The following is a 24098-nucleotide window of genomic DNA, read 5'->3' as shown; positions in this document are numbered from 1 at the left end:
CATGCCCAAAATGCGCCGCAAGGCCGACCTGCCGGTCAAGACCTGTGCCGCCTGCGGCCGCCCGTTCACCTGGCGCAAGGCCTGGGCCAAAGTCTGGGACGAGGTGAAATACTGCTCTGACCGCTGCCGCGCCAGCCGCAGGGGCAAGGCTGGATCTGCATGAATTCGCTACAGGTGTTTTCAGTCCCGGCTTGAAAACAGGCCGATGGCATCGGTTGCTTGCGCTGGTATTCCCTTGCATGCTGGCCCCGGAATTGCACTGCGCGGAGACAGCGATGAACGCCCGGATCGACAGACATGGCCTGCAGGTGGATGCACAGCTTGTGGAGTTCATCGAAGCCAGCGCCCTGCCCGGCAGCGATGTGACGGCAGATCGCTTCTGGGCCGGGCTCGCCGCTGCCGTGGCCGAACTTGGGCCGCAAAACCGCGATCTGCTCGCCCGTCGCGCGGCGCTGCAAACGGCCATTGATGACTGGTTTCGCAGCCTCAAGGGCCAGGCCTTCGATCCCGCCGCGCATGAGGTATTTTTGCGCGAAATCGGCTATATCGAACCGGAAGGTGCTGATTTTTCAGTGGAAACCGAAGGGGTAGACCCTGAAATCGCGCAGGTTCCCGGCCCGCAACTGGTGGTGCCGGTGATGAATGCGCGCTATGCGCTGAACGCAGCCAATGCCCGCTGGGGCAGCTTGTATGATGCGCTTTATGGGACGGATGCCTTGGGTCGCAAAGCCGCGCCGGGGGCCTATGATCCCGCGCAGGGTGCCCGTGTCATCGCCTGGGCGCGAGATTTCCTCAACGCCGCTGCGCCACTACAGGGGGCCGAATGGCAAACAGCCAAGGGGTTTGCCGTGCAAGATGGCCAACTGATTGTCGAATGCGATCAGGGCAAGACGCAACTGGCCAATCCTTTGCAATTTGCGGGCTATCAGGGTCCGGCAGATGCGCCCACGGCAATCCTGCTGCGCAACAATGGCTTGCACATCCAGATCATGATCGATGCCAGCAGCCGGATCGGCACATCCGATGCGGCCCATATCGCAGATATCCGGCTGGAAAGCGCGCTGTCGGCCATCATGGATTGTGAAGACAGCATTGCCGCCGTCGATGCCGCCGACAAGGTGGTGGCCTATGGCAATTGGCTGGGGCTGATGAAGGGGGATCTGACCGAACAGGTCGCCAAGGCAGGCGGTTTCTTCACGCGTCGCCTTGCCGATGACCTGGCCTTCAACGCCCCGGCTGGCCGGCCTGCCCGGCTGAAGGGCCGCGCTCTGATGCTGGTGCGCAATGTCGGCCATCTGATGACCACGCCCGCCATTCTGGATGCCGAAGGCCGCGAGGTGGGCGAGGGCCTGCTCGATGCCTTTGTCACCACGCTCTGTGCGACCCATGACCTGAAAAAGACCGAAGGCGCGCGCAATTCGCTGCATGGCTCGGTCTATGTGGTGAAGCCAAAGATGCACGGGCCCGCCGAAGTGGCCTTCGCCTGCACCATCTTTGACCGGGTCGAAGAAACCCTGGGCCTGCCCCGCCATACGGTCAAACTGGGGATCATGGACGAAGAACGCCGCACCAGTGTGAACCTGAAGGAATGTATCCGTGCGGCGAAATCCCGCGTCGCTTTCATCAATACCGGCTTTCTGGATCGCACCGGCGATGAAATCCATACGGCAATGGAGGCAGGCCCGATGATCCGCAAGGGCGAGATGAAATCCGCCGCCTGGATCAAGAGCTATGAGGACCGCAATGTCGATATCGGTCTGGCCTGCGGCCTGCAGGGTCGGGCGCAGATCGGCAAGGGCATGTGGGCAGCGCCCGATCTGATGGGCGCGATGCTGGACCAAAAGATTGCCCATCCGATGGCCGGGGCCAATTGCGCCTGGGTGCCCTCGCCCACAGCCGCCACGCTGCATGCGACGCATTACCACCGGGTCGATGTGCTGGCGCGGCAAACCGCAATCCGGGCCGCTGGCCCGCGGGGCACCCTGCGCGATCTGCTGACCGTACCGTTGGCACAGGGGCAGAGCTGGTCGGATGACGAAATTCGCAACGAGGTGGAGAACAACGCCCAAGGGATACTGGGTTATGTCGTCCGCTGGGTGGACCAGGGGATCGGCTGTTCCAAAGTGCCCGATATTCACGATATCGGCCTGATGGAAGATCGCGCGACCTGCCGCATTTCGGCGCAGGCCCTGGCGAACTGGCTGCATCACGGCGTGATCAGCGAAGATCAGGTCATGGCCGCCCTGCGCAAGATGGCCGTGGTGGTGGACCGTCAGAATGCCGACGCCCCCGCCTATCGCCCGATGGCCCCCGGGTTTGATGGCCCGGCCTTCGCGGCAGCCCGCGATCTGATCCTGCGGGGGCGCGAACAGCCCTCTGGATATACCGAACCGCTGCTGCATCGCTGGCGGATCACGGCCAAGGCAGGGTAAGCGGGCGTTCTGCAAGGATGTGATGGGTTTGCGGGGCTTTTCCCCCTGCAGATCGCTTGCGTGCAAACGCGAAGCCCCTAAACTGCCCGGCAGACACGCTACGGGAGTTTCAGGTGTTTCCGCTCAAGTCATTCTTCATCAGCCTTGCCACTGCGGCGCTGCTGTCCGGCACCGCGCTGGCAGCCCCTTGCAGCAACACGGGCGCCGATTACGAAAACTGGAAACCGGTCATGGCGCAGGAAGCTGCCGCCGCCGGGGTTGGCGAACGGGGTATCGCTGCGCTGATGGGCAGCAGCTATGCCACCAAGACCATCGCCGCCGACCGCAACCAGAAAAGCTTCAAGTACAGTCTTGAGAAATTCCTCAAGGTGCGCGGTGCCGATACGATCGTGGCCCAGGGGCGCAAGCGCAAGGCGGGCAATCCGGGCCTGTATCAGAACCTTGAGGCGCGTTTCGGTGTGCCGGCCGGGGTGATCCTTGCCATTCACGGGATGGAAACCGCCTTTGGCGGCTTCATGGGCGACAGCAATGTCGTCTCGGCCATCGCGACGCTGGCCTATGATTGCCGCCGCAGCGATTTCTTCACCCCCCATCTGATTGCCGCCCTGATGCTGGTGGATCAGGGTGCCATCACGACCAAGACCGTGGGGGCCAAACATGGCGAGTTGGGTCACACCCAGTTCCTGCCCGGCAATGCGCTGCGCTATGGCGTCGATGGCGATGGGGATGGCCGAATTGACCTGACCAAACAGGCCGATGCATTGGCCTCGACTGCGAATTTCCTGGCACAGAAGGGCTGGCGCCCCGGTGCGGGCTATCAGGAAGGCGAGCCGAATTTCGCCGTGATCAAGGAATGGAACGCGGCCACGGTCTACCAGCAGGCCATCGCCATCATGGGCGCGAAAATCGACCGCTGACCCCACATTTTCCGCTTGCAGCAGTCTGGCGGCTGCACTAGACAGCCGCCAGACCGACAGTGGCCCGTTCGTCTATCGGTTAGGACACCAGGTTTTCAACCTGGGAAGAGGGGTTCGACTCCCCTACGGGCTGCCACTTCCTCCGCTAAGATATTGGAATGCATGGGGTTTTTCCTCGTGTTTGCTAACCTCTTAGAGGGGGTTAGCAGGTTTCGGGTTGTTGGCGGTGTCTTGCAGTTTCTCGAAAGCGCTGTGAGCGAGCAGAACTTGGTCGGCTTTCGCCGTGTAGCGGCGCACCTCTGCGTCTGTCTTGTGGCCGGTGATCGCCTTGATTTCGTGATGGGTGCATCCCGCCTCGGCCAAGCGCCGGGCACAAGCCTTGCGCAAACCATGCGATGCGCAGTTGGGCAGCCCCGCCTCGTCGCACCGATCCCGCATCCAGTTTCCGAAGCCAGCCGCTGAGTAAGGGCGACCATACTCCGTCAGCAAGAAGGCAGGTGCGTCCTTGGGCAAGTCGGCCAATGCCGCCTGCAGCGCCGGGAGGATGGGGATCATCAAGGGGGTTCCGGTTTTTTGCTGACGAACCCGGATCATCCCGTTGGCAACATCGCCCCACCCCATCCTGACAGCATCAGACTTGCGCTGCCCGGTGCATAGCATCAGCATCAGGGCCAAATGCGCCTTGGTTCCCAGCGGGTGACGAGCCATGAACTGCGCGATCTCTTCCTCGGTCCAGTCGTGATAGCCCTCACTATCGGACTTGTAGCCCTTCATCCCCGCCATCGGGTTCGAAGGGATCATGCCGATATCCACGGCGAAATTCAGAAGCAGGCGCAGCCGCTTCATCAACGTGTTGGCCGCTTCCGGCGTGTAGCTGAGCTTGGTCAGAATGGCGGAGGCGTGCTGCCGTGAGAACCGAGACACGGGCCAGTCTCCGTATTTTTCGCAGAACTTTTCAAGAATGAGCCGGTAGTTGCGCTTCGAACTTGGGCTGAGCTTCATGTAGAGGGGCGACCCGAGGTAGAGCCGCAGCAAGTCCCGGAACGTATCCTTGACCGTCGGCGCTTTGGCTTTGGCCCGCTCCAGCTTCTTCCCCTCCACGGCCTTTGCATAGGCCAGCAGGAACTCGGGGCTTCCGACCGGCAAAGGCAGAGCAATGCCCTTGCCGCCCTGCGGCTTGTAATAGGCGCGGGTCTTGCCGTGCCGATCATTGTAGACGTGCAAATGCACGAATGAGACTTCACGCTTGCCCATATCAAAGCACCGCGTCCCAAGGGTTTTCGGTGGGCTCAGAAATGGGGCCTGACAGGGGCGCTACTTCAAAGCGAAAACCACCATCGGGGGCCACCTCCAATGCCAGAGGCTTGAGGCCCTTCTCCTCAAGCATCTTGAGAACGCGCTTGCCCTCAATGACAGAGAACTTCTTGGCAGGCATCGCACGGGCCGCCGCCTTCTTGGCCCAGTGGAACCCGCTGGTCTTGCCTTCGGTCAGAGGTGGCAGCTTAGCTTTGCCCATGGTCAACGCCTCCCCGTTCGTCGTTTTCGAGGACGCGCCCGAGCAGATGGACGATCTCACCGTTGATGCTGCGTCGGTTCCGCTTAGCCCTTTCGGTGATCCACTGGCGCATCTTGGGCGGCAGACGAAGACCAAAGGGGTTTGGGGTCTGGTTCATGTGCAGTCTCCATTTTCTTAGTTACATGATGTAACTTAAATGATGTTACTTGCACAAGCCAGAATAATTACATTATGATGCCGCCATGAAAGCATCACCGTCAGACCGCAAGATCGCAAGCATCGCACCCTTCGGGTTGCGGATGCAGCCCGAGTTGAAGCAGCAGATCGAAGAGCAGGCTCTGGCCAGTGGCCGGTCTCTGAACGCAGAAATTGTTTGGCGTCTTGAGCAGTCGCTCAAATCGGATGCCCCCGGCACAGACTGGATCAAGGCTGCAAAGCGAGCGGCGGCGGGTGGATCACCAGACGAACGGCTGTCTGCGCTGGAAGCTGAGGTCCGAGAACTGAGGTTAGGGCTGGTGGAACTGCGACAGGCGCGTCAAGGCGGCCCAGAAACGGCCTGATCGGTATGCGGGGGTGAGGGGATACCGTGAGCGCAGGCCCGCTCTGTGAGCCTCTCTCGACGCTCAGCCTCCCATAGCCTAGGTTCGAACCTGACGCGCCTGCTCGATCTTCTCGGCCAAGACCTCAGCATCTGTGACGCGCAGAAGCAGGGTATTCAGGATCGACCCCGTGCGCACCGTCACGAGACCCGGCGCGACAGTCACTTGGTTGATTTGTTCCAGCGGGATCGCCCGCACCGTCTTGCTCAGCCCGGCAACGAACAGAACGTTGCGCGTCGTCACCACCGCCAGCCGCCCCTGCCATGACAAATGAGCCAAGGTGTAGGTGATCGCGGCCAGCACTCCGAAGACAATCCCGACGCCCAGAACCTCCCCACCTTTTGCGATCAGCAACAGGGATAGCCCAGATAGGGGGAGAGCAAGGAGCAGGACTTGCGCGACCATGCCACCTTTGGACCATGGCGAGACATGGACAACTTCCTCACCCAGGGCGAGGGTCACATGGGCGGGGATGGAAGGTTCTGGGGTCATGGATGCACCGAGTAAGAACATTTCGTTCTGTATCATATGCCCATAACATTCATGGCGGTAACGGTTTTTCCGGAACAGAACGTTCCGGATGGATATTTTTGCAAAACGACTGAAGGAGCGGGCCGCTGACCTCGGCATTTCCAACGCGCAAGCCGCCCGGCTATGCGAGTTGGACGAGCGCCGCTATGCCAACTACGCCAACGATCAGCGTGAGCCGGACCTCATGACGCTGGCCAAGATCGCCCGCGTTCTGAACACCTCCGCCGATCACCTGCTTGGACTGACAGACCCGCCGCCGCAGACCGCACGGGCGCGGCTTCTGGATCGGCTGAACGTCGCCGCTGCCGCGCTGACGGACGAGGAACTGCGAACCATCGTCACCCAGACCGAGGCGCTTGCCATTCCGCGCCCGAAGAAAACCGGCAAGAAAATCCCGCCAATTTCAGGCGTCTAGGCGTTCCGTTCTGAAGGCCAAACCGTCACCGCGCCGAAATTCATGGGTGCCAGCGTTCACCGACAGCAGCTCGCTCATCTTCACGCCGTGCGTCCCACTCATAACTTTCCGCTATGGTGACGAGCATTTCGGCTACTCGCGGGTGTGAGTTCCCATAACGGCCCGCGAGTTCACGGTAGCGTCCTGCCAGTCGCCTTTCCTGCTCCCCACCGTCAAACGGACTGCGGGTGGTGACACCACGAGCATTTCTTACCCCGAGATCGAAACGCTCTCTTAGGCCAGCACATTCAGGACGATCAAGAAAATCGAGGACGCAAGTCGGAAGCCAGTCGTCCCATGCCCTCTTGCGAGCAAAACGCGCCAGCAAGGCCCCAAAGTGGATTTCTGCAACTTCTCTTCTATCGGCAGCATCAGCCATTTGCATAGCTTGCTCGGCCCAAGCGTTAAACTCAAACTGAGAAACAGTGCCGTCCTGGCCTATACCCGGTATGCGGTTCCAGCCTTCAAGAGTGTGATAAGCTAACTCGGCAAGAAACTTCCGGCGTTCGGCTGACAAAGCTTCATGATCAGGGTCAATTGCTCCATCTCGTCGACGATAGTGCCAACTCAGCAATTGAACAAACAATGCTGGATCGCGTGCCATTTCCCGATGAACTGCAAGAGTTCTTTCGTGGTTTCTATGTCCATAGCTGCAAAGTAAGGGGACAAACGGTAGTTCTAAACCCGCAATCTGATGGTCCGCCACTTCAGCTTCGGCATCGAGGAGTTGAAACACTTCATCTAGATGGTGAGAGTTTGGAAAAGGACCATCCGGTTCTTCACCTCTAGAAATCGCCTGAAGAATTTCAACCCAGCGTTCTGCGGAAAGCAAATTTCTGCTCAGAGAAAGCGAAGAAAAAGCTGATCTCGGGCGCTGCTCTTGAAGAAGTCTCGCTACGGCGTAGTCGGCCGCCTCCGGGGTTGTATCATCCCAGATGCGAATTGATGCCGTGCTCCAGAACGCCGACGCAACATCCGGCCCTAACATCTCAGCGACTTCCCAGCCTAAAGAAGTACCTGGCAGATGCTCGGCAAATCGTTGCCGAACGTCTGCCTCAGAAAGCAATCCAACGTCCATCAATCTCCCTACAACAGCTCGAATGTCGTTTTGTGCAGCGCTCCAGAGTAGTTGCCGCAGAAACGAACTGGACTTTTCAGTTATGCCTCCCCGCAATGTGGCTTCAATCCATTGGCAAGTGCTATCAACTGGCGCCCCTTGTGGGACCAATATCTGAGCAACCAACTCTGGGTGCTTAACGCTCAGGGCGAATGGCATTATGGCGTCAAGTCCCATCTGCGCCTCAATCTCGGCTAGTGCAGTACGGCGTCTATCCTCGACCAGCGCATTTCGCTCTTGCCAAGACATCCGCCCTTCACCCTCTTCCTGAACAAGTGCACGCCACTCGACGTAAGGGCTTTCAAATAACCATCGATGCCGCGCAGTTGGTGACTGAGGTTCGAGTGCGACCTCCATTCGGTGGAGCCCAGCCGCGAGTTCCTCGGCCTCTTCACCTTCCTGATAGGCTCTCATCACGTCTCGCCGCCGCAGCTGATGTCGCAACTCAGCCTTGTCTTCATCGCCGGCAGCGAGCGACCATCGCTCAACCTCCAAAATCAACCGAGAAAAATCATCAGGGTGGAGGCGGGTCGACACCTCAAGAAGTCGTTCAAGTTCCCCTTTCGTGAATGGGGACATGTCAAGCATGAGGTGACTTGCTTCGATTGCTGCAAGACGCACGTCGCCGTTGGTTGGCTCCGGCACTTCCGCCGCAAGCTCTCTCCAGTGAGGTCGTGCTGTACGTGTCGCGAAACCAGGGCTACCGCCGGGCAACAAACACATGCAAACGTCTAGAACTGGGTTACGAAAACGCCCTGACATTCGGCGTAAAACTTGCATCCGGTCGCCGACGCTCAGTGCGGTAGCGGGCAACCACGCCAAGAACAAAGAACGTGCTGTAGACTTGGGCGAATTTGACCAGTTGTCAGCGGCTTCTAGACGTCTCAGCTCGAAAACGATTTCCGCCACACGGGAGAAGTGAACGGGGTGCCACGCGAGCAATTCAAGGGCCCAGAGTAAATTTGTGCGCAGGCATTCACCACTCACAAAACCCTCTGTCGTCCCCATTATCGCCCTAATAGGCGGCTCCGGCTTCCGGAGCTCCGCCTCCAAGCAATCAAGAAATACAGACGGGGCCGCTTCGGCTAAGGTTCTAAGGTAGCCACGAATTGATAGCCAGCGGTCTTCGGTCGCATTGAGCATCAGATCACGAACTACTTGGCCCGCACGAAATGCTAAATCAACGCCAAGTCTATTTCCGCAGATTTCTGATCCATGGACGGAGAGTATACACAGAGCGTCCCCCACACCAGAAAGAAGTGCATTCGAAAACTTCCTCCCGTGCCCGAGCACGCCCGCCATGTACCATTGATCTTGCGGCAGGTCTAACGCCGGGTCTCTATCGCCCAGCAACTCGGGAACAAGTGCGAAAAACCGATCAAGATCACCTCTTTCAATATGCGGCCCAACTGCGAAAATGGCATCCAACTGCGAAACGACTACATTGACGTTCCCGTATCTTGCAATCGGAGCATCATCAAGCGCAAGCAAAGCATCTCGAACTTCTACTAGTTCTCCTGCTTCTATCTCCCCAAGAAGCTCAACAATGCTCGCGTCATCCACGTTCTCACGTTCGACCCAAGAACCTGCCAGAGCAAATGGGAGCAACCGCTTAGCCGAGGGGCGATCCCTTGCCCATACCGGTCGACGAACATCTGGGTCACGGGAAAGTTGTCTACGCAGGACTGGAACTGAGTGCCCGACCTTTCGTGCCAAAGTTTCAGCTTCGTCGCGGGGAATTCCCATCTCTTCGAGCTGAGACCGAAAAGTCTCTGAGGGCACATGTGAAAGCAATAAGGGCTCACGGACATCGAGACGCCCTTTGGGATAGGTGCGCACAATGGTCAAATTCCGGCGATCACCAAAATCTAGCTCAACGCCTTCAGCAACATCTGAAATTACTATCAGATGATTTGAACTGGAAGGAATTCGAGCGTCTGCCGATGATGCTACAAGAGTTTTGTCAAGAAGGTCGAGCGCATCTTCTTCGATCAAGGTGGCAACAACAAATGCAACAGCCTCAGCTTTGTCATCAGCCTGAACCGGAACAATTTGCTCTCGGTCCCTCAGTTTCTGCAACAATGTCGCTCGTTCATTGTGCCGCCGTGTAGCGACAAGCTTCTTGGTTATTGGTGGCACCGAAGCAGTTGCCCATGCTTGCCACCATTCCTCTGGTGTCTTTACTCCGCGTTCTGCAACACCGAGCAGTTCACCCAGCCATCGAGAAGTTACGGGTGCCTCTTCCAGCCAAGTCTCAAGATCAATTGCATCGTAGGCATTAACGGAGGCCCATTCACTAGCCTGCCGACGCTCGGTCAGCCATTGATCCTTAGTATTCCACCGGCGTGGCGTAACGAACACAAAATGTGTGTTCAATCGCTGCGCTTCGGGTATTTGATCCGTTCGTTTCTGATAGTCATCCTGGGCTTTGGAACGAGGATCGAGATTACATCCCAGCTCCCAGATACTTGGACCTGCTGGCACCCACCTTGTTGCAACGCTACTTTCTGCTTGTCCGTCAAGGCCCGCCAAGTCCACCGCCTCATTTCCCGGGAAGCGCATTGAGACCAGTGAAGGTACTGTCTCTCGAAGCAATCGGCGAACCAGAATTGGCAGGTTCCTGCGGCATTCGTGCCGCTCGGCCCAAAGGCGTATTGCTGTTTCATCAATCGGCAACTTAGCACCTGCCACTTTCGGACTGGAGGGTCTTCTACAGCGCAGTCGAAACCGCTGTCAGTTCTTCTTTAAGTATAGTGTCGGCGACCCTTCTACAACAGCGCCCCCGCCGCGTTGCCGGTGAACAGTTCGCCCTCGCGGACGTAGCGGGCCAGCATCGCATCGGTGGCGTGGCCGGTCATCGCCCGGATTTTCAGGGTGGAGACCCCCGCCTGTGCCGCTGAGGTGGCAAAGCCCGCCCGCAGGCTGTGGCCTGAGTAGCCTTCGGGGTCGATCCCCGCCGCTGTTAGCCTTTCGCGCAGCAGGACACTCACGGCGTCCCCGGTCAGCGGGTTCGCGGCAACATGGCCGTGCCGGGTGATCGGGCGGAACAGGGGGCCGGTGTCGATGGCAGATGCAGACAACCACGCCTCAACCGCCGCAACAGGGCAATCGCGGGTGCGACCGTGGGGGATGCCGATGCGGCGGCCTGCCGCCTCCTGATCGCTCTTGGATCGGCGGATCGTCACGACCAGACCTTGGCGGACAGTTTCGATGTCGGCCCGTTCCAGCGCCACCAGTTCGGAGCGGCGGAAGCCCCCTGCGAAGCCCAGAAGCAACAGCGCCCGGTCGCGCTGGTCGCGCAGGGTTTCCCCCAGGCTATCCAGAACCAGAAGCAGGTCATCGCGCATCAAGGGCTTGGCCTGTCGCTGGGCGGTGCCGTGCTTGCGGCGCAGGCCGCGCAGCGTGGCGTTCACGATCTCAGCGCGGCAGGGGTTCGGCAGGCCCGCCATTTCGTGCGCTTTGCTGATCGAGGCCACCCGGCGCTGGATGGTCGCCACAGCATGATGCCCCGCATGATCGCCGATATAGGCGCAGACCGTGGCCGGGGTTGCAGGCAGCGACCCGCCCCAATCTTGGAAGTGCGTCAGATCACCTCGTAAGGCCCGTTCGGTGGCCGGGGCGAGGCTGTGCCGCAGAAGGTCGGTTGCCTCATCGGTCAGGGTTTCGCGCCCATCGTGTAGGAACGTATCGGCGTTGCAATTAACTGCAAAACGTTCGTCCATCTGGCCCTCCTGATCGCCCCTGTTGACCCGTGATAATGGTTGAGTATCCGAGGTTAGAACCGCGTCACGCATCCCGAGCCTCCCTCATCACACCCGCCCGAATGCGGTTCAGCAGCGGCAAATCCTGCCGCATCAGGTCGAGGGCCTGCACCGCAGCCTCTGGGTCCACCTTCAGCGTCTCGAACATCAGTTGCGCGTGGAGGCGGTCGGAGAGATCGCCCCCGACGCGGCGGGTCAGCAATCCGCCCTCGACCCGAAAAAGCACCTGACCGAGGAAGCCGACACGCTGGCCGGGGGGCAGCATTGCGCGGGCAAACTCCGCCACGCCTGCTTGCGTCGCTGCCAGCCGGGACAGGGCCAGCTTGCCCTCGCGGGTGAACGTGTCGAGCGCCCAGCCGGGAACCCCGCCGATCATCACCTCGGGCGGCAGGGGGTCATCGGTCGTGCCTGCCCGCAGGCCATTTTCCAATGCCAAAAGGGCCAGCAGGGGCGGCAAAGCCTCAGCCGTCTTGCGATGGCCTTCGCGGCAGATCGCCAGCGTCGTGGGCGCGGTGCCAAGTTCATCCAACAGGTCGAAGGCCAAAGCGACCTCGCCACGCCGAACCGGCAGCTTGCCACCGGGCCGGTCGGTGCCCAAGAGGAACAGGGTGGCAAGGGCGCGGCAGTGCAGGTTCGGGGTGGTCAGCGCGATCAGCCACAGGCGGGGATTGGTCTCGGCGGCAAGGGCGCGGCGCTTGTCGGCAAGTCCGGGCAGCGTTTCCAGGGCCATGAATAGGTCATCGGTCGCCCGGCTTTTCGGGGCCTCAGCCAGAGCTTTGACCACGACCGACGCCACAGCCCAATCGCCCCCGATGGCAGCCCGGAACCGCTTTCCGGTCAGGGCGGCCACGGTCAGGCCCACGGTCGGCAGGCTTCCCAGCCCGATATCCTCGAAGGCGATGCCACCCAGCCTGCGCCAGAGACGGTCGGGGGCATCCCGCAGCAAGGTGGCGGCAGCGTCCAGCGCCAGATCGGCACGGCCCCGGCGAACGGCCTTTTGCAACATGCTCATGGCCAGCCACGGCGAGATCGGTAGGGTCTGTCCCTGTGGGACACGCTCTTGCGCGGCGATCCGCTGGATCAGGTCAGTTCGGAAACGGGAAATCAGGTCGGGGTCAGTCATCCATCGCTCCTTCGATTTTGGAAGGGGGATCAATGACTTGAGACCCTCATTAAGCGTATGAGAATGGCCACCTAAGGAAAGGAAAGAACACCTGAGGCTGCCGATTTCCGCGCCTCAACCGGGTTGGCGGAGGGGGGTTGGCAGCGACACACAGAATGTCGCCGCCGGGAACGTTCCCTTGTCTTTCCACCACACCCGCCGCCGAAACCACGCAGGATCAGCGGGTTACAGCGCGTCTAACAGTTCCGATTTCTGTCCCTGACAGGTCAGGTGGTGGGGTTGGCGGTGGTCTTCTTCTTGGCGATGGCAGCTTCAAACGCCGCGTCATCGTCATCTGACCAGTTGGACCAATCGGCAGCACCTTGTGTCTTTGCCGATCCGGCAAACGATCCAGACTTCTGCGCGTCATAGAAATTCTGGACGTAGGTCCGATACCGCTGGTAGAGCCGCAGCTTGACTTCGAGGGAAAAGCCAAACCACCTTGGGCCGTAAAGATCGGCGGGATACTTGACCTTGGCCTCATGCTTCCCCGTCAGCCTCGGAAACTTGGCCTCAAAGAGCTTTGCCTTCTTCTCCAGCCACTGTGCCTTTTGAAGTTCAAACGCAGCATCTTCATCAAGATCGTCGATATTTGCAGTATTCTTCCCCACATTCAGTTCGTTCACATCGTCCCCGGCCTTCCCCTTTCCCTTAGGGTGCGGATGCACCTTCTTGGTTGAAGTGGTTTTCATGGCTTCCGTGGGAGAGGACGGAAGGGGAGTGTAATCGGTTGGCTCACCGACTGGCACATGAACGGGCGCGTTGACTGGCGCAGCTATCGGCTTGGCTACTGGCGCTTGCATTGGCTCGTCGGTCGGCCCCAACCTCGCACGGTCGGACGCCTTGCCTGCATGTTCCAGCGCGAGCATGGTCGGCTGCAAGTAGGTGCGCACGGTCGAACCCTGAAATCTCCCCCGCACCCGTCGCAGCAGACCGTCCTGTTCCAGCCGATGCAGTTCGCGCTTCACCTGCGGAACCGACATGCCCGCCCACTCTGCCCAGCGCTCGCGGGGATAGACCGACCAAGGCCCCGGATAGCCCCGCTTCTTGATGTTCGACGCCCGCCAGCGGAAGATGATCTCGCGGAGCAGCGCGAAGGCTCTCGGATGGTCCAACGCCCAGGCGCGGAAGTCGGCATTGTCCGTGATCGGATACGGCAGTAGTGTCCCGCTCATCGCCAATCCCCCGATTTCAGGCCCAGAAGGCGGTTAGCAGGGGCGGGCAAATTGACTTTGTTGCCCAAGGGGTGGCTTTCACCAGTTAGCAAGCCTAAGCGATTGAAACGGTGTGGGAAAAAGTGAACCCTACGGGCTGCCATTCACCCCTGTATGACATTGGTCTTGCACGGGATTTCTCCAGTAAAAATATCTGCCAAGACAGCAGCGAGGATGCCCAGAAGCGGCGCGGCGCAGCGATATCAGCAGCGGTTCAGGCGTCACGAAGGGTGCCCATGCAGCAACCCGAAGCATGGGGTGCAGACGGGAAATCGGCATTGCTCCTCGTGCCAGCGAAATGGCCTTTCGTGCCCTTCTGCATCGCTGTCCGGCCGACAGATGCAGGCGTTCGGACAGGGCACTGCCGAGCCCACAAGCGCAGACAGACGCCGACGGTCAGCCGTTCATGTCCTTCAACAGCCGCCCGTGGCGGCGCATTTCGGCCACCACGTCGCCGAAGGTGGCCAGCCCCCTGCCCCGCAACATCGGCATCAGCTTCAGGAACGCCTCTGCCGTGGCGACCGTATCCCCGATGGCGGTATGGCGGGCCTCTTCGGGGATGGTGATGTCCAGCCGGTGGGTCAGCGCGTCAAGGCTGTGCACCTCGTGCTGGCCATAGATCACCGCTGACAACAGCACCGTATCCAGCACCGGATGATCGAAGCGCGCACCGATGGCCTGTTCCTGTCGCCGCAGGAATTCCAGATCGAAGGGCGCGTTATGGGCCACCAGAACCGCACCCTCGGCAAAGCGATGGAAGGCCCGGCCCACCTCGGCAATTCCCGGCGCATCGGCCACCATCGCCTCGGTGATGCCATGCACGGCGGTCGATCCCGGCGGGATGCTCCGGCGGGGGTTCACCAGCGTGTCAAACACCTCGCCCGCCACCCGTTTGCCATTCACGATGCGCACAGCAGCGATCTGCACGATCTGGTCGCCCTGCGCGGGCAGCAGACCCGTGGTTTCGGTGTCAAAGACCACATAGGTCAGGTCTTCCAGCCGGGTATCGGCCACGGCGGCATTGCGCGCCTTGGACAGCAGGTCGAAATCATAGACCACGGCACGCGGGATCGGGGGCGGGCGCGGCCCGACGCGACGCGCAGCCCGCAGCGGAAGGACCAGCGCCGCCCGTCCATCGCGGGTTTCGGGCCAGAGATCAGTGCCATGGCTGGCCAGAACCGCGCGGCCGGTCCGGTCCGGCAGATCGGGATCGGCAGCCGCTTCCAACCAGCGATCCATCTCGGCCAGCGGCACCGGCGCGCCGTGCCAACCCAGACGCAACTGCGCATCAGCCCCGGCCTCGGCGAGATCCAGATGCAGCCCTTCCGCACCATGCCGCGCCAGTTCCGCGCCCAGATGCCCGGCAAGGGCCACGATTTCAAAGCCGTTGCAGCGCAGCAGCAGCGGTGCGACCGTCCCAAGGTCCACGGCAATCCCCCCTGCCGCAAGTCGCGCCACGATCCCGTCGGCCAGATCGCTGGCCCGGATCGGCGCCAAAGGCAGGGCTTCGGTCCCGCCCTCATCATGGCGGCGGGTCAGGTCGGTGACGGCGGCGCCCAATCGCGCCACCTCGTCGCGCAGGGCACGTTCCATCTCGGGCGGCAAGGGTTCGCCCTCGGGCAATACCCCGAACAGCGCCCCCAGATTGGCCGCCGGTCGGCGGACGCGGTCAAACACCTCGGCCAGCAGGGCCCGGTTCTGGGCCCGCGCCGCCAGATCGGCCGTCACATCGCGCAGCGTCAGCACATAGCACCTCGCCTCCAGCAGCCGCATCCGTGCAGCCAGAACCCGTGCGCCGCCCCGCGTGGTGCACAGCACATCGGATGCCGCATCGGCATCTGCCAGACGGATCAGCCGGTCATGCGCCTCGCGCAATGGGCCATCATGCAGATATTCGAACAGCCGCCGATCCAACCCGGGGGCCGCCCCGCCCCCCAGCAACGCCTGTGCCGGGCCGTTGTAAAACACCAGTTGATGATCGGCACTGCACAGCAGCACCCCGACCGGCACATCGGACAGCAGCGCCTCAAGCCGTGCCTTTTCGGCTGCCAGCCGGGTGGTTTCGCGGGCCACGGCCTCGGCCAGCGCATTTCGGGTTTCCGCCAGACTTGCCGCGGCAGCCGTCGCCGCCGGAGCCAGATCGCCCAGATAGCGTGCAATCGCCGTATCCATGTCGCCGGTCACATGGGCATGGGCGCGGGCACGCAGCGCACCTGACAGGATGTCGATGGGTTTCGCGACATTGAGGTCAAACAGATACCAGACCCAGGTCACCAGACCCAGCACCACCATGCCCGCCAGCAACCCGACCTGCACAAAGGCATTCAGCGTTTCCGGCGTGCCAAGGCTGCGATAGCCGAAGACGAGCCCGCCGGTCAGCCCCGCCAGTGCCCCCGCCGCCAGCCCGGCAAAGATCAGGAAGATACGCAGCCGCAGGCTCAGCCGGTGCAGCATGGATTACCCCTCGCCGACCAGCAGGCGCCGCACCTCGGCACGCAGTTCCTTCAACTCGAAAGGCTTGGAGATGAACCCATCCGCCCCGAGCGCCATGCCCTTTTGCCGTTCGATGGTCGATCCGCGTGCTGTCATCATCAGGATCTTCACATCGGCCAGCGACGGATCCAGCCGCACGCCTTGACAGATCTCATAGCCCGAAACCTCGGGCAGCATCACATCCAGCAGCACCAGATCGGGATGGGTGTCGCGGATACGCGGCAGCGCCTCGGCCCCATTGGCGATGCGGTCATGCTGATAGCCTTCGCGCGTCATCAGATAGTTCAGCGCGATGGCGATGTTGTCCTCGTCCTCCACCACAAGGATGCGGTGGGCCTTCCCCCCTTCGGCCATTTCAACCCTCCCGGCAGGCAGCCCCTATCACTGGATCATCGGCCTGCATCGGCAGCCATTCCGCCCCGGTCAGCACGCCTTCCGCGGTGATTTCCACCCCGGCCACAATCGGTACACGCCGCGACCCGGCGCAATCGACCGCCAGAAACCCGTCCTCCACGGGCCGCCAGCGGGCAAAAGTATAGACCGGCGCCAGCTTCAGGTCCGGCTGCGCCGGATGCGGGGCCAGTTTCGTGGTGTCCATCGCCAGAAAACGCGTGGTCAGCGGCGCCACAAAGCTCCAGGGCCGCAGCGATTGCGGCCGGTCATCCGTCCAGACCACTGCAAAGCCCGGAGGCAATTCGCCCGACACCCGGTTGAACCAGTCATATTCCAGCCAGACCGTGGTGCCGATCAGCCCCACTGCCGCACCAAAAGGCATCGACCATGCCGGAAGGCCCGGAACCAGCTTGCGCAGCAGCAGCACAATGCCAGCAGCACCGAATGCGGCAGAGATCGCGGCCAGAAATTCGAAGATCATTCACAGTCCTCAGGTTCTTGCGCCACGGGCCGAACCGATGGCGGATTGCATGGTGCGCACCACGACGAAGGCGTCGCGCAGGTGGCTGCGTTCAAAGTCGGACAGATCGTAAGGGGGCAGGAAATTGTCAGGCTTGCCGCCCGCGCGGATTTGCCGGGCCTGATTTTCCAGCCGGGTCTGGGCGATCAGGTCATAGGCCTCGATCAGGTCGCGCGCACCGGATGAGGAAATGACCCCCGCCGCTTCGGCCGCTTCCAGCCGCGCGCGGGTATTCGCGGCCTCGATCTGCCCGATCAACGCATAGACCCGGCCCAGATCGGTGACCGGCACAACGCCATTGTGCTTCATGTCGATCTGGTTCTTGTGTTCGCCCGACCGGATGGTGGCAAAGCCGCGCAGCAGGCCAAGTGGCGGCGTGTGTTTCAGGCTGTTGGCAATCATATGGGCGACAAAGATCGAATTCTGTGCCGCCATGGCCAGTGTTTCGATCTGCAAATCGCGGAAAAGCGAGGCCTGCCCGCCAATCGGGCGCAGGTCGAACATCACACTGGCCAGCATCTGCGCCATCGGATCGGGCTTGTGCACCCAGGCCTGGAAATAGCCCCGCCAGGTCGATTGCCGGGCGCACCAGCGCGGGTTGGTGGCCATCATGTCGCCCGGACACCAGACATAGCCCACCGCATTCAGCCCGTCACAGACGAACCGGGCGAGACGGGCAAAATAGGCCATGTCATCGTCCGTGGCCGCATCGTCGATGATCAGGCAATTGTCCTGATCCGAAACGCCGGTCTGTTCCTGCCGCCCCTGGCTGCCACAGGCTGCCCAGACGAAGGGCACCGGAGCAGGCCCCAGTACCACCTCGGCCAGCGCAAGCAGGCGGCGCGTCACGGTGTCTGCGATATCGGTGATCAGGCGCGTCACAACCTCATGCGCGCTGTGCCCGCCCACCAGCTGCACCAGCAGCCGCGGGATCCGGGCCGTCACCGCCGCCATTTCGGCCACATTCTGCGCCTGTGCGGCATCGCGCACCAGTTGGGCAGAACTGACGGCCTGAAACCGGGTAATGTCGGTCTGGGTCACCATTCCGACCAGTCGCCCGTCCTCGACCACTGGCAAATGGCCGATGCGCCGTTCCAGCATCACATGCAGGATATCCGACCCCAGATCCTGCGGCGACAGGCTGACCGGATCGCGCGTCATCACCCCCGCAACCGGCTGCGCCGGATCAAGCCCCCCGGCCAAAACCTTGTTCGTCATGTCGCGCGTGGTGACGATGCCCAGAAACCTGTCCCCCTCCACCACGCCCAGCGATGACACATGCGCATCGCGCATCCGCTCGGCGGCGGCGCGGATACTTTCACTGGGGCCAATCACCACCGGCACCCGCGCCATCAGGTCCGACACTTTCTGCAAGGCCAGATCGTTGCGCCGCGCCTCGGCGCTGCCCCGACCCCGGTTGAAGAACCGTTCAAAGGCCGGAAAGCCGGCGATCAGGCGGCGGAATTCCACGGTCGGCAGCAACAGCAGGACAGCATCTTCGGTCACGCGGGCAGTGGTGACGGCCAGCCCGTCACGCATCAACCCGCGTTCGCCAAAACTGTTGCGCGGGCCCAGCAATGACACCATCACGCCCGAGCCATCCAGCACCTCGACCGAACCGCGCTTGACCAGATAGATGCCGCGCAGCGGTTCGCCTGCGTGATAAACTTCTTCCCCGCTGGCATAATCCCTGCGGCTGAAGGAAAGGGCGACGCGCGCCATTTCGTCCCGCGGCAGGCTGTCATAAGGATGGACGGATTCCAGAAAGGCCAGAATGGCAGGATCGGGGGTTTGGCTCATCGCCGTCATCCTTCGGTGGTGGCACGCCCCGCCGGGATGGGGGGCGTGCCGGGGATCATGGGGCAGGTCCGGCATGGCCGGGTCAGGGGGCGCCGTCAATGCGCCAGATCAAACCCGGACGGCCGGCTTCCTGCACAGCCGGGCGGGACATTGGCCCCGCCCGACCGATGCCCTTAGTGGGCCTGAGCGGCACCGGCGCCTTTCGGCACGCGGATCGACTCGATCAGTTCGACGACATGCGCCGGCGGGGCCTTGGTCACACGCGACACCACGAAGGCGGTGGCGAAGTTCAGCACGGCGCCCACGGTGCCGATCGACAGCGGCGAAATCCCGAAATAGTAATTCGCAGCGGTATCGGGCAGCCAGTTGGTGCCGGGGATGAAGAACCAGCCCTTGTAGATGAAGATGTAGACCGAAGTGAAGATCAGACCCACCAGCATACCGGCAATCGCGCCTTCCTTGTTGATGCGCTTGGAGAAGATCCCCATCATCAGCACCGGGAAGATCGTCGCAGCCGCCAGACCGAAGGCCAGAGCCACCACCTGCGCGGCAAAGCCGGGCGGGTTCAGACCCAGATAGGTCGCCACCACGATCGCGCCGCCCATCGAGATACGGGCTGCCAGCAGTTCGCCCTTTTCCGAGATGTTCGGATTGATCGAACCCTTGATCAGGTCGTGGCTGATGGCCGAGGAAATGGCCAGCAGCAGGCCCGCAGCGGTGGACAGAGCAGCAGCCAGAGCACCGGCGGCCACGATGGCGATGACCCAACCCGGCAGAGCCGCGATTTCGGGGTTCGCCAGCACCATGATGTCATTGTCCACCTTGGTGACTTCGTTGCCCTTCAGACCCATTTCTGCAAAGGTCTTGCCCGAGGTGCCAGCCTTGGCTTCGGCCAGCAGGCCTTCGCGGGCAGCAGCCAGTTCGGCGATCTTGGCCTCAATGGCAGGCTTGTCGGCATCGGCAGCCTTGGCCAGTGCAGCAGCGGCTTCGCCCGCAGCCTTGGTGTTGGCAGCCAGATCAGCCGGTTCGTTGATGTACTGGATCAGCCCGTCGCCGTTCAGATCCTTCATGGCCAGAAGACCGGTCTTTTCCCAGGTCCGGATCCAGGAAAGTTCGGGCTTGCTGTCGATATCGGCGCGGCTGACAGCCGGACCGTCAAAGGCATTGCCGGTCACGGCGGCAGGCCACATGGTGGTGGTCAGGTTCAGACGGGCCATCGACCCCACGGCCGGGGCCACGGTGTACAGCAGCGCGATGAACACCAGCGACCAGCCAGCCGACGAACGGGCATCCGCCACTTTCGGCACGGTGAAGAAGCGGATGATGACGTGCGGCAGACCAGCGGTGCCGATCATCAGCGACATGCAGAACAGGAACATGTTGAAGTAGTTGGCGCTGTCGGCGGTATAGGCCTTGAAGCCCAGTTCCGTCACGACGGCATCCAGCTTGGCCAGGAATGCCATATCGCCGCCCGACGGCGCATAAGACCCGATCAGGCCCAGCTGCGGCAAGAAGCTGCCGGTCAGTTGCAGCGAGATGAACAGCGCCGGAATGGTGTAGGCCACGATCAGCACGACATACTGTGCCACCTGGGTATAGGTGATACCCTTCATGCCACCGAACACGGCATAGGCGAACACGATCGCCGCGCCGATATACAGGCCGGTATCGGTGGACACTTCAAGGAAGCGCGAGAAGGTCACGCCCACGCCGCGCATCTGGCCGATCACATAGGTCACCGAGATGACGATGAGGCAGATCACAGCCAGCAGACGCGCACCGCCCGAATAGAAGCGGTCGCCGATGAATTCCGGCACGGTGAACTTGCCGAACTTGCGCAGATAGGGGGCAAGCAGCAGTGCCAGCAGCACATAGCCGCCGGTCCAGCCCATCAGGTAGGCCGAGGTTTCATAGCCGCCAAAGGCGATGATGCCAGCCATCGAAATGAACGAAGCCGCCGACATCCAGTCGGCGCCGGTTGCCATGCCGTTCATGACCGGGGGCACGCCCTGGCCTGCGGCATAGAATTCTGCGGTGGAGCCCGCCCGGGCCCAGACCGCGATCCCGATGTAGAGGGCAAAGGTAAGCCCCACCACGATCAGGTTAAGGGTAAACTGATCCATCTGTCCCCTGCTCCCTTATTCTTCCACGCCGTGTTCTTTGTCGAGCTTGTTCATCTTCGACGCGTAGGCGAAGATCAGCACGAGGAACACGTAGATCGAACCGTTCTGGGCCATCCAGAACCCGAGATCGGCGCCGCCGATCATGATACCCGACAAAGCGGGCCGCAGGATGATGCCCATCCCGAACGAGCAAATGAACCAGATCGTCAACGAGATCAGAATGACCCTGACGTTCGCGGCCCAGTAGGCGTTGGACGAAGACTTGTCCGCCATGAGTGCTACTCCCTGAGTGTTTCCCTTGTTCCCGCCCCCCTTTGGTGGGGATGCGGGCCTCCCCTTCAGGCCGACACGCGGTTTACGATGGCGCCAAGGCCTGTGCGGATCTGGGCGATGGGTCCCATCGCATCGATCCGCTCCAGCACGCCAAGTTTGTCGTAATACGCGATCAGCGGTGCCGTCTGGTCGTGATAGGCCTTCAGCCTTTCGCGCACCGTTTCGGCATTGTCGTCGGCCCGGCGCTTGAACGCCGTCCCGCCGCATTTGTCACAAGTGCCCGCCACGGCGGGTTTCTTGAATTCGTCGTGATAGCCTTCGCCACAGGTGCCGCAGGTGTAGCGGCCCGAAACCCGGCCCACCATCGCCTCGTCATCCACCTCAAGGCTGATGGCGGCGGTCACCCGTTGCCCGGCCTCTGCCAACAGGGCATCCAGTGCGGCGGCCTGCCCCGCCGTGCGGGGAAAGCCGTCCAGGATGATGCCGCGCGCAACATCGGGCTGGGCCATGCGGTCTTTCAGGATCGCCAGCACGATGTCATCCGACACCAGCCCGCCAGCCTCCATCACCGCTTTGGCGCGTTTGCCCGCCTCGGTTCCGGCAGCGACTGCGGCGCGCAGCAGATCGCCGGTGGAAAGTTGCACCAGCCCGAAATCCTCTTCGAGCATGCGGGCCTGCGTGCCCTTGCCGGCCCCCGGGGGGCCCAGCAGGATCAGCACGGCGGCTTTGGTCAGGGTTTCGGCATCAGACATCGGATCAGCCCTTGTTCCCGCGGTTGGCGATCAGTTCATCGACCACGGACGGATCGGCCAGCGTCGAGGTATCGCCCAGCGACCCGAAATCATTCTCGGCGATCTTGCGCAGGATGCGGCGCATGATCTTGCCCGAGCGGGTTTTCGGCAGACCGGGGGCCCATTGGATGATATCGGGCGAGGCGATCGGGCCGATTTCGGTGCGGACCCATTTCACCAGATCCTTGCGCAGGTCTTCCGACGGGGTTTCGCCGTTCATCAGGGTGACATAGGCGTAGATGCCCTGCCCCTTGATGTCATGCGGGTAGCCCACCACGGCGGCCTCGGCCACGGCGGCATGGGCGACCAGTGCGCTTTCAACCTCCGCGGTGCCCATGCGGTGACCGGAGACGTTGATCACGTCATCGACGCGACCGGTGATCCAGAGGTAGCCGTCCCTGTCGCGGCGGCAGCCGTCGCCGGTGAAGTAATAGCCGCGATATTGGGCGAAATAGGCCTCCTGGAAGCGGTCATGATCGCCCCAGAGCGTGCGCATCTGGCCCGGCCAGCTGTCGGAGATGCACAGCACACCCTCGGCCTCGACCTCATCCTGCCGTTTGGCGGTGGCGGCATCCAGCACGACGGGCTTCACGCCAAAGAAGGGCAGCGTGGCCGAGCCGGGCTTGGTGGGGGTGGCATAGGGCAGCGGCGTGATCATGTGGCCGCCGGTTTCGGTCTGCCAGAAGGTATCGACGATGGGGCATTTGCCCTTGCCGACATGTTTGTCATACCAGACCCAGGCCTCGGGGTTGATGGGTTCGCCCACCGAGCCGAGGATGCGCAGCTTCGACAGGTCGTGTTTCTCGACCCATTCCGGCCCCTGCCCCATCAGCGAGCGGATGGCGGTCGGCGCGGTGTAGAACTGGGTGACGCCATGCTTGGCGCAGACCTCCCAGAAGCGGCCGGCATCGGGGAAGGTGGGCACGCCCTCGAACATGATGGTGGTCGCGCCATTGGCCAGCGGGCCGTAGATGATATAGCTGTGGCCGGTGACCCAACCCACATCCGCCGTGCACCAGAACACGTCGCCTTCCTGATAGTCGAAGGTGTATTGATGGGTCATCGAGGCATAGACGAGATAGCCGCCGGTGGTATGCACCACGCCCTTCGGCTTGCCGGTGGAGCCGGAGGTATAGAGGATGAACAGCGGGTCTTCCGCCCCCATCGGGCGCGGCGGGCATTCCGGGCTGACCATATCCATCATCAGCTTCACGTCCACATCGCGGCCCTGAATCCAGGTGGTCTGATCGCCGGTATGCTTGACCACGAGGCAGCGCACCTTGTCGGAGCAATGCAGCAGTGCGGCATCGGTGTTCGATTTCAGCGGCGTGCGCTTGCCGCCGCGCGGGGCGGTGTCGGCGGTGATGACGATCTTGGCGCCGCAATCATTGATGCGGTTGGCCAGCGCATCGGGCGAGAAGCCCGCAAACACGATGGAATGGATGGCGCCGATGCGGGCGCAGGCCAGCATGGCATAGGCCGCCTCAGGGATCATCGGCAGATAGATCACCACGCGGTCGCCGCGCATCACACCCTGCGACAGCAGGACGTTGGCCATGCGGTTCACCTTTTCGGACAGTTCCTTGTAGGTGATGTGCTGGGCCGGGGTGTTTGGATCATCGGGTTCGAAGATGATCGCGGTTTGCAGAGCGCGGTCTTTCAGGTGGCGGTCGATGCAGTTCACCGAGGCATTCAGCACGCCATCCTCGAACCATTTGATCGAGACCTTGCCAAAGGTGAAATCGGTGTTCTTCACGCGGGTATAGGGCTTGATCCAGTCCAGCCGCTGGCCCTCACGCCCCCAGAAGGCATCAGGATCGCTGATCGATTCCGCATACATCGCGCGATACTTCGCGGTATCGGCATGGGCCTTGTCATAGCCTGCGGGCACATCGCGAACTGTCGGTGCGGCTTCGGCGGTCTGCTGGGTCATCGGTTCCCCCCTTTGACATAAACAGGGACAGCCACTGCGCAGGCCCGCCCCTTCCCTGACGGCACTGTA

Annotated in this window: 21 protein-coding genes and 1 tRNA gene; 6 read left to right on the top strand and 16 right to left on the bottom strand. The window is 61.8% G+C overall.

What is annotated here, in order from left to right:
• Window position 1 precedes the first annotated feature (1 nt).
• The 4 genes from V6590_RS03595 to V6590_RS03580 all read left to right on the top strand — a co-directional run bounded on the left by V6590_RS03595 (window position 2) and on the right by V6590_RS03580 (window position 3485).
• Window positions 2-163: a DUF2256 domain-containing protein gene (locus V6590_RS03595; protein ID WP_335419673.1), complete on the top strand. Its 162-nt coding sequence runs from the start codon at window positions 2-4 to the stop codon at window positions 161-163.
• 112 nt (window positions 164-275) lie between these two features.
• Window positions 276-2432, top strand: a complete 2157-nt coding sequence (locus V6590_RS03590) for a malate synthase G (RefSeq protein WP_335419670.1) — start codon at window positions 276-278, stop codon at window positions 2430-2432.
• A 113-nt stretch (window positions 2433-2545) separates the two neighbouring features.
• Window positions 2546-3349 (top strand): lytic murein transglycosylase, encoded by an 804-nt coding sequence (locus V6590_RS03585; RefSeq protein ID WP_434063222.1) that lies wholly within the window; start codon window positions 2546-2548, stop codon window positions 3347-3349.
• 61 nt (window positions 3350-3410) lie between these two features.
• Window positions 3411-3485 (top strand) — tRNA-Glu (locus V6590_RS03580).
• Between the two features lie 56 nt (window positions 3486-3541).
• Here the strand turns inward: V6590_RS03580 and V6590_RS03575 are convergent.
• From V6590_RS03575 to V6590_RS03565, 3 genes are read right to left on the bottom strand one after another with little or no spacing between them, the layout of a single operon-like run.
• Window positions 3542-4603 carry a tyrosine-type recombinase/integrase gene (locus V6590_RS03575; protein WP_335419667.1) on the bottom strand — a complete coding sequence of 354 codons (1062 nt, stop codon included), beginning with the start codon at window positions 4601-4603 and terminating at the stop codon, window positions 3542-3544.
• Window position 4604: 1 nt separating this feature from the next.
• Window positions 4605-4865 carry a hypothetical protein gene (locus V6590_RS03570; protein WP_335419664.1) on the bottom strand — a complete coding sequence of 87 codons (261 nt, stop codon included), beginning with the start codon at window positions 4863-4865 and terminating at the stop codon, window positions 4605-4607.
• Window positions 4852-5022: an Arc family DNA-binding protein gene (locus tag V6590_RS03565; RefSeq protein ID WP_335419662.1), complete on the bottom strand. Its 171-nt coding sequence runs from the start codon at window positions 5020-5022 to the stop codon at window positions 4852-4854. Before V6590_RS03565 ends, V6590_RS03570 begins: the two co-directional genes overlap by 14 nt.
• Window positions 5023-5107: 85 nt before the next feature.
• Here V6590_RS03565 and V6590_RS03560 point away from each other — a divergent pair, with 85 nt between their 5' ends.
• Entirely contained in the window at window positions 5108-5425 is a 318-nt protein-coding gene (locus V6590_RS03560; protein WP_335419659.1) for an Arc family DNA-binding protein, read from the top strand.
• A gap of 78 nt (window positions 5426-5503) precedes the next feature.
• Here V6590_RS03560 and V6590_RS03555 read toward each other — a convergent pair whose 3' ends face one another.
• Window positions 5504-5956 carry a hypothetical protein gene (locus V6590_RS03555; RefSeq protein ID WP_335419658.1) on the bottom strand — a complete coding sequence of 151 codons (453 nt, stop codon included), beginning with the start codon at window positions 5954-5956 and terminating at the stop codon, window positions 5504-5506.
• 88 nt (window positions 5957-6044) lie between these two features.
• On the opposite strand from V6590_RS03555, the gene V6590_RS03550 reads away from it, so the two are divergent.
• Window positions 6045-6410 (top strand): helix-turn-helix domain-containing protein, encoded by a 366-nt coding sequence (locus V6590_RS03550; protein WP_335419655.1) that lies wholly within the window; start codon window positions 6045-6047, stop codon window positions 6408-6410.
• Window positions 6411-6450: 40 nt separating this feature from the next.
• Here V6590_RS03550 and V6590_RS03545 read toward each other — a convergent pair whose 3' ends face one another.
• The 12 genes from V6590_RS03545 to acs form a co-directional block, all read right to left on the bottom strand.
• Complete coding sequence (locus tag V6590_RS03545) at window positions 6451-10242, bottom strand: hypothetical protein (protein ID WP_335419650.1); 3792 nt, start codon at window positions 10240-10242, stop codon at window positions 6451-6453.
• 92 nt (window positions 10243-10334) lie between these two features.
• Complete coding sequence (locus V6590_RS03540; RefSeq protein WP_335419646.1) at window positions 10335-11288, bottom strand: site-specific integrase; 954 nt, start codon at window positions 11286-11288, stop codon at window positions 10335-10337.
• A 64-nt stretch (window positions 11289-11352) separates the two neighbouring features.
• Complete coding sequence (locus V6590_RS03535; protein ID WP_335419644.1) at window positions 11353-12450, bottom strand: hypothetical protein; 1098 nt, start codon at window positions 12448-12450, stop codon at window positions 11353-11355.
• Window positions 12451-12716: 266 nt separating this feature from the next.
• Window positions 12717-13664, bottom strand: coding sequence for a hypothetical protein (locus V6590_RS03530; protein ID WP_335419640.1), 948 nt, complete (start codon window positions 13662-13664; stop codon window positions 12717-12719).
• 435 nt (window positions 13665-14099) lie between these two features.
• Window positions 14100-16157, bottom strand: a complete 2058-nt coding sequence (locus V6590_RS03525; RefSeq protein WP_335419636.1) for an exonuclease domain-containing protein — start codon at window positions 16155-16157, stop codon at window positions 14100-14102.
• Between the two features lie 3 nt (window positions 16158-16160).
• Window positions 16161-16550, bottom strand: a complete 390-nt coding sequence (locus V6590_RS03520) for a response regulator transcription factor (RefSeq protein ID WP_335419634.1) — start codon at window positions 16548-16550, stop codon at window positions 16161-16163.
• A gap of 1 nt (window position 16551) precedes the next feature.
• Window positions 16552-17070: a hypothetical protein gene (locus V6590_RS03515; RefSeq protein WP_335419632.1), complete on the bottom strand. Its 519-nt coding sequence runs from the start codon at window positions 17068-17070 to the stop codon at window positions 16552-16554.
• Between the two features lie 9 nt (window positions 17071-17079).
• Window positions 17080-18909 carry a DUF294 nucleotidyltransferase-like domain-containing protein gene (locus V6590_RS03510; protein ID WP_335419629.1) on the bottom strand — a complete coding sequence of 610 codons (1830 nt, stop codon included), beginning with the start codon at window positions 18907-18909 and terminating at the stop codon, window positions 17080-17082.
• A 173-nt stretch (window positions 18910-19082) separates the two neighbouring features.
• Entirely contained in the window at window positions 19083-21032 is a 1950-nt protein-coding gene (locus tag V6590_RS03505; protein WP_335419626.1) for a sodium:solute symporter family protein, read from the bottom strand.
• 15 nt (window positions 21033-21047) lie between these two features.
• Window positions 21048-21305 carry a DUF4212 domain-containing protein gene (locus V6590_RS03500; RefSeq protein WP_335419624.1) on the bottom strand — a complete coding sequence of 86 codons (258 nt, stop codon included), beginning with the start codon at window positions 21303-21305 and terminating at the stop codon, window positions 21048-21050.
• Between the two features lie 65 nt (window positions 21306-21370).
• Complete coding sequence (locus V6590_RS03495) at window positions 21371-22057, bottom strand: adenylate kinase (protein WP_335419622.1); 687 nt, start codon at window positions 22055-22057, stop codon at window positions 21371-21373.
• Window positions 22058-22061: 4 nt separating this feature from the next.
• On the bottom strand, window positions 22062-24029 hold the full coding sequence (gene acs / locus V6590_RS03490) for an acetate--CoA ligase (RefSeq protein ID WP_335419617.1): 1968 nt from the start codon (window positions 24027-24029) through the stop codon (window positions 22062-22064).
• Between the last annotated feature and the right edge of the window lie 69 nt (window positions 24030-24098).

Source organism: Gemmobacter denitrificans (genome assembly GCF_036964905.1).
Lineage (GTDB): Bacteria > Pseudomonadota > Alphaproteobacteria > Rhodobacterales > Rhodobacteraceae > Gemmobacter > Gemmobacter denitrificans.
This window is presented reverse-complemented; position numbering and strand designations above follow the sequence as displayed.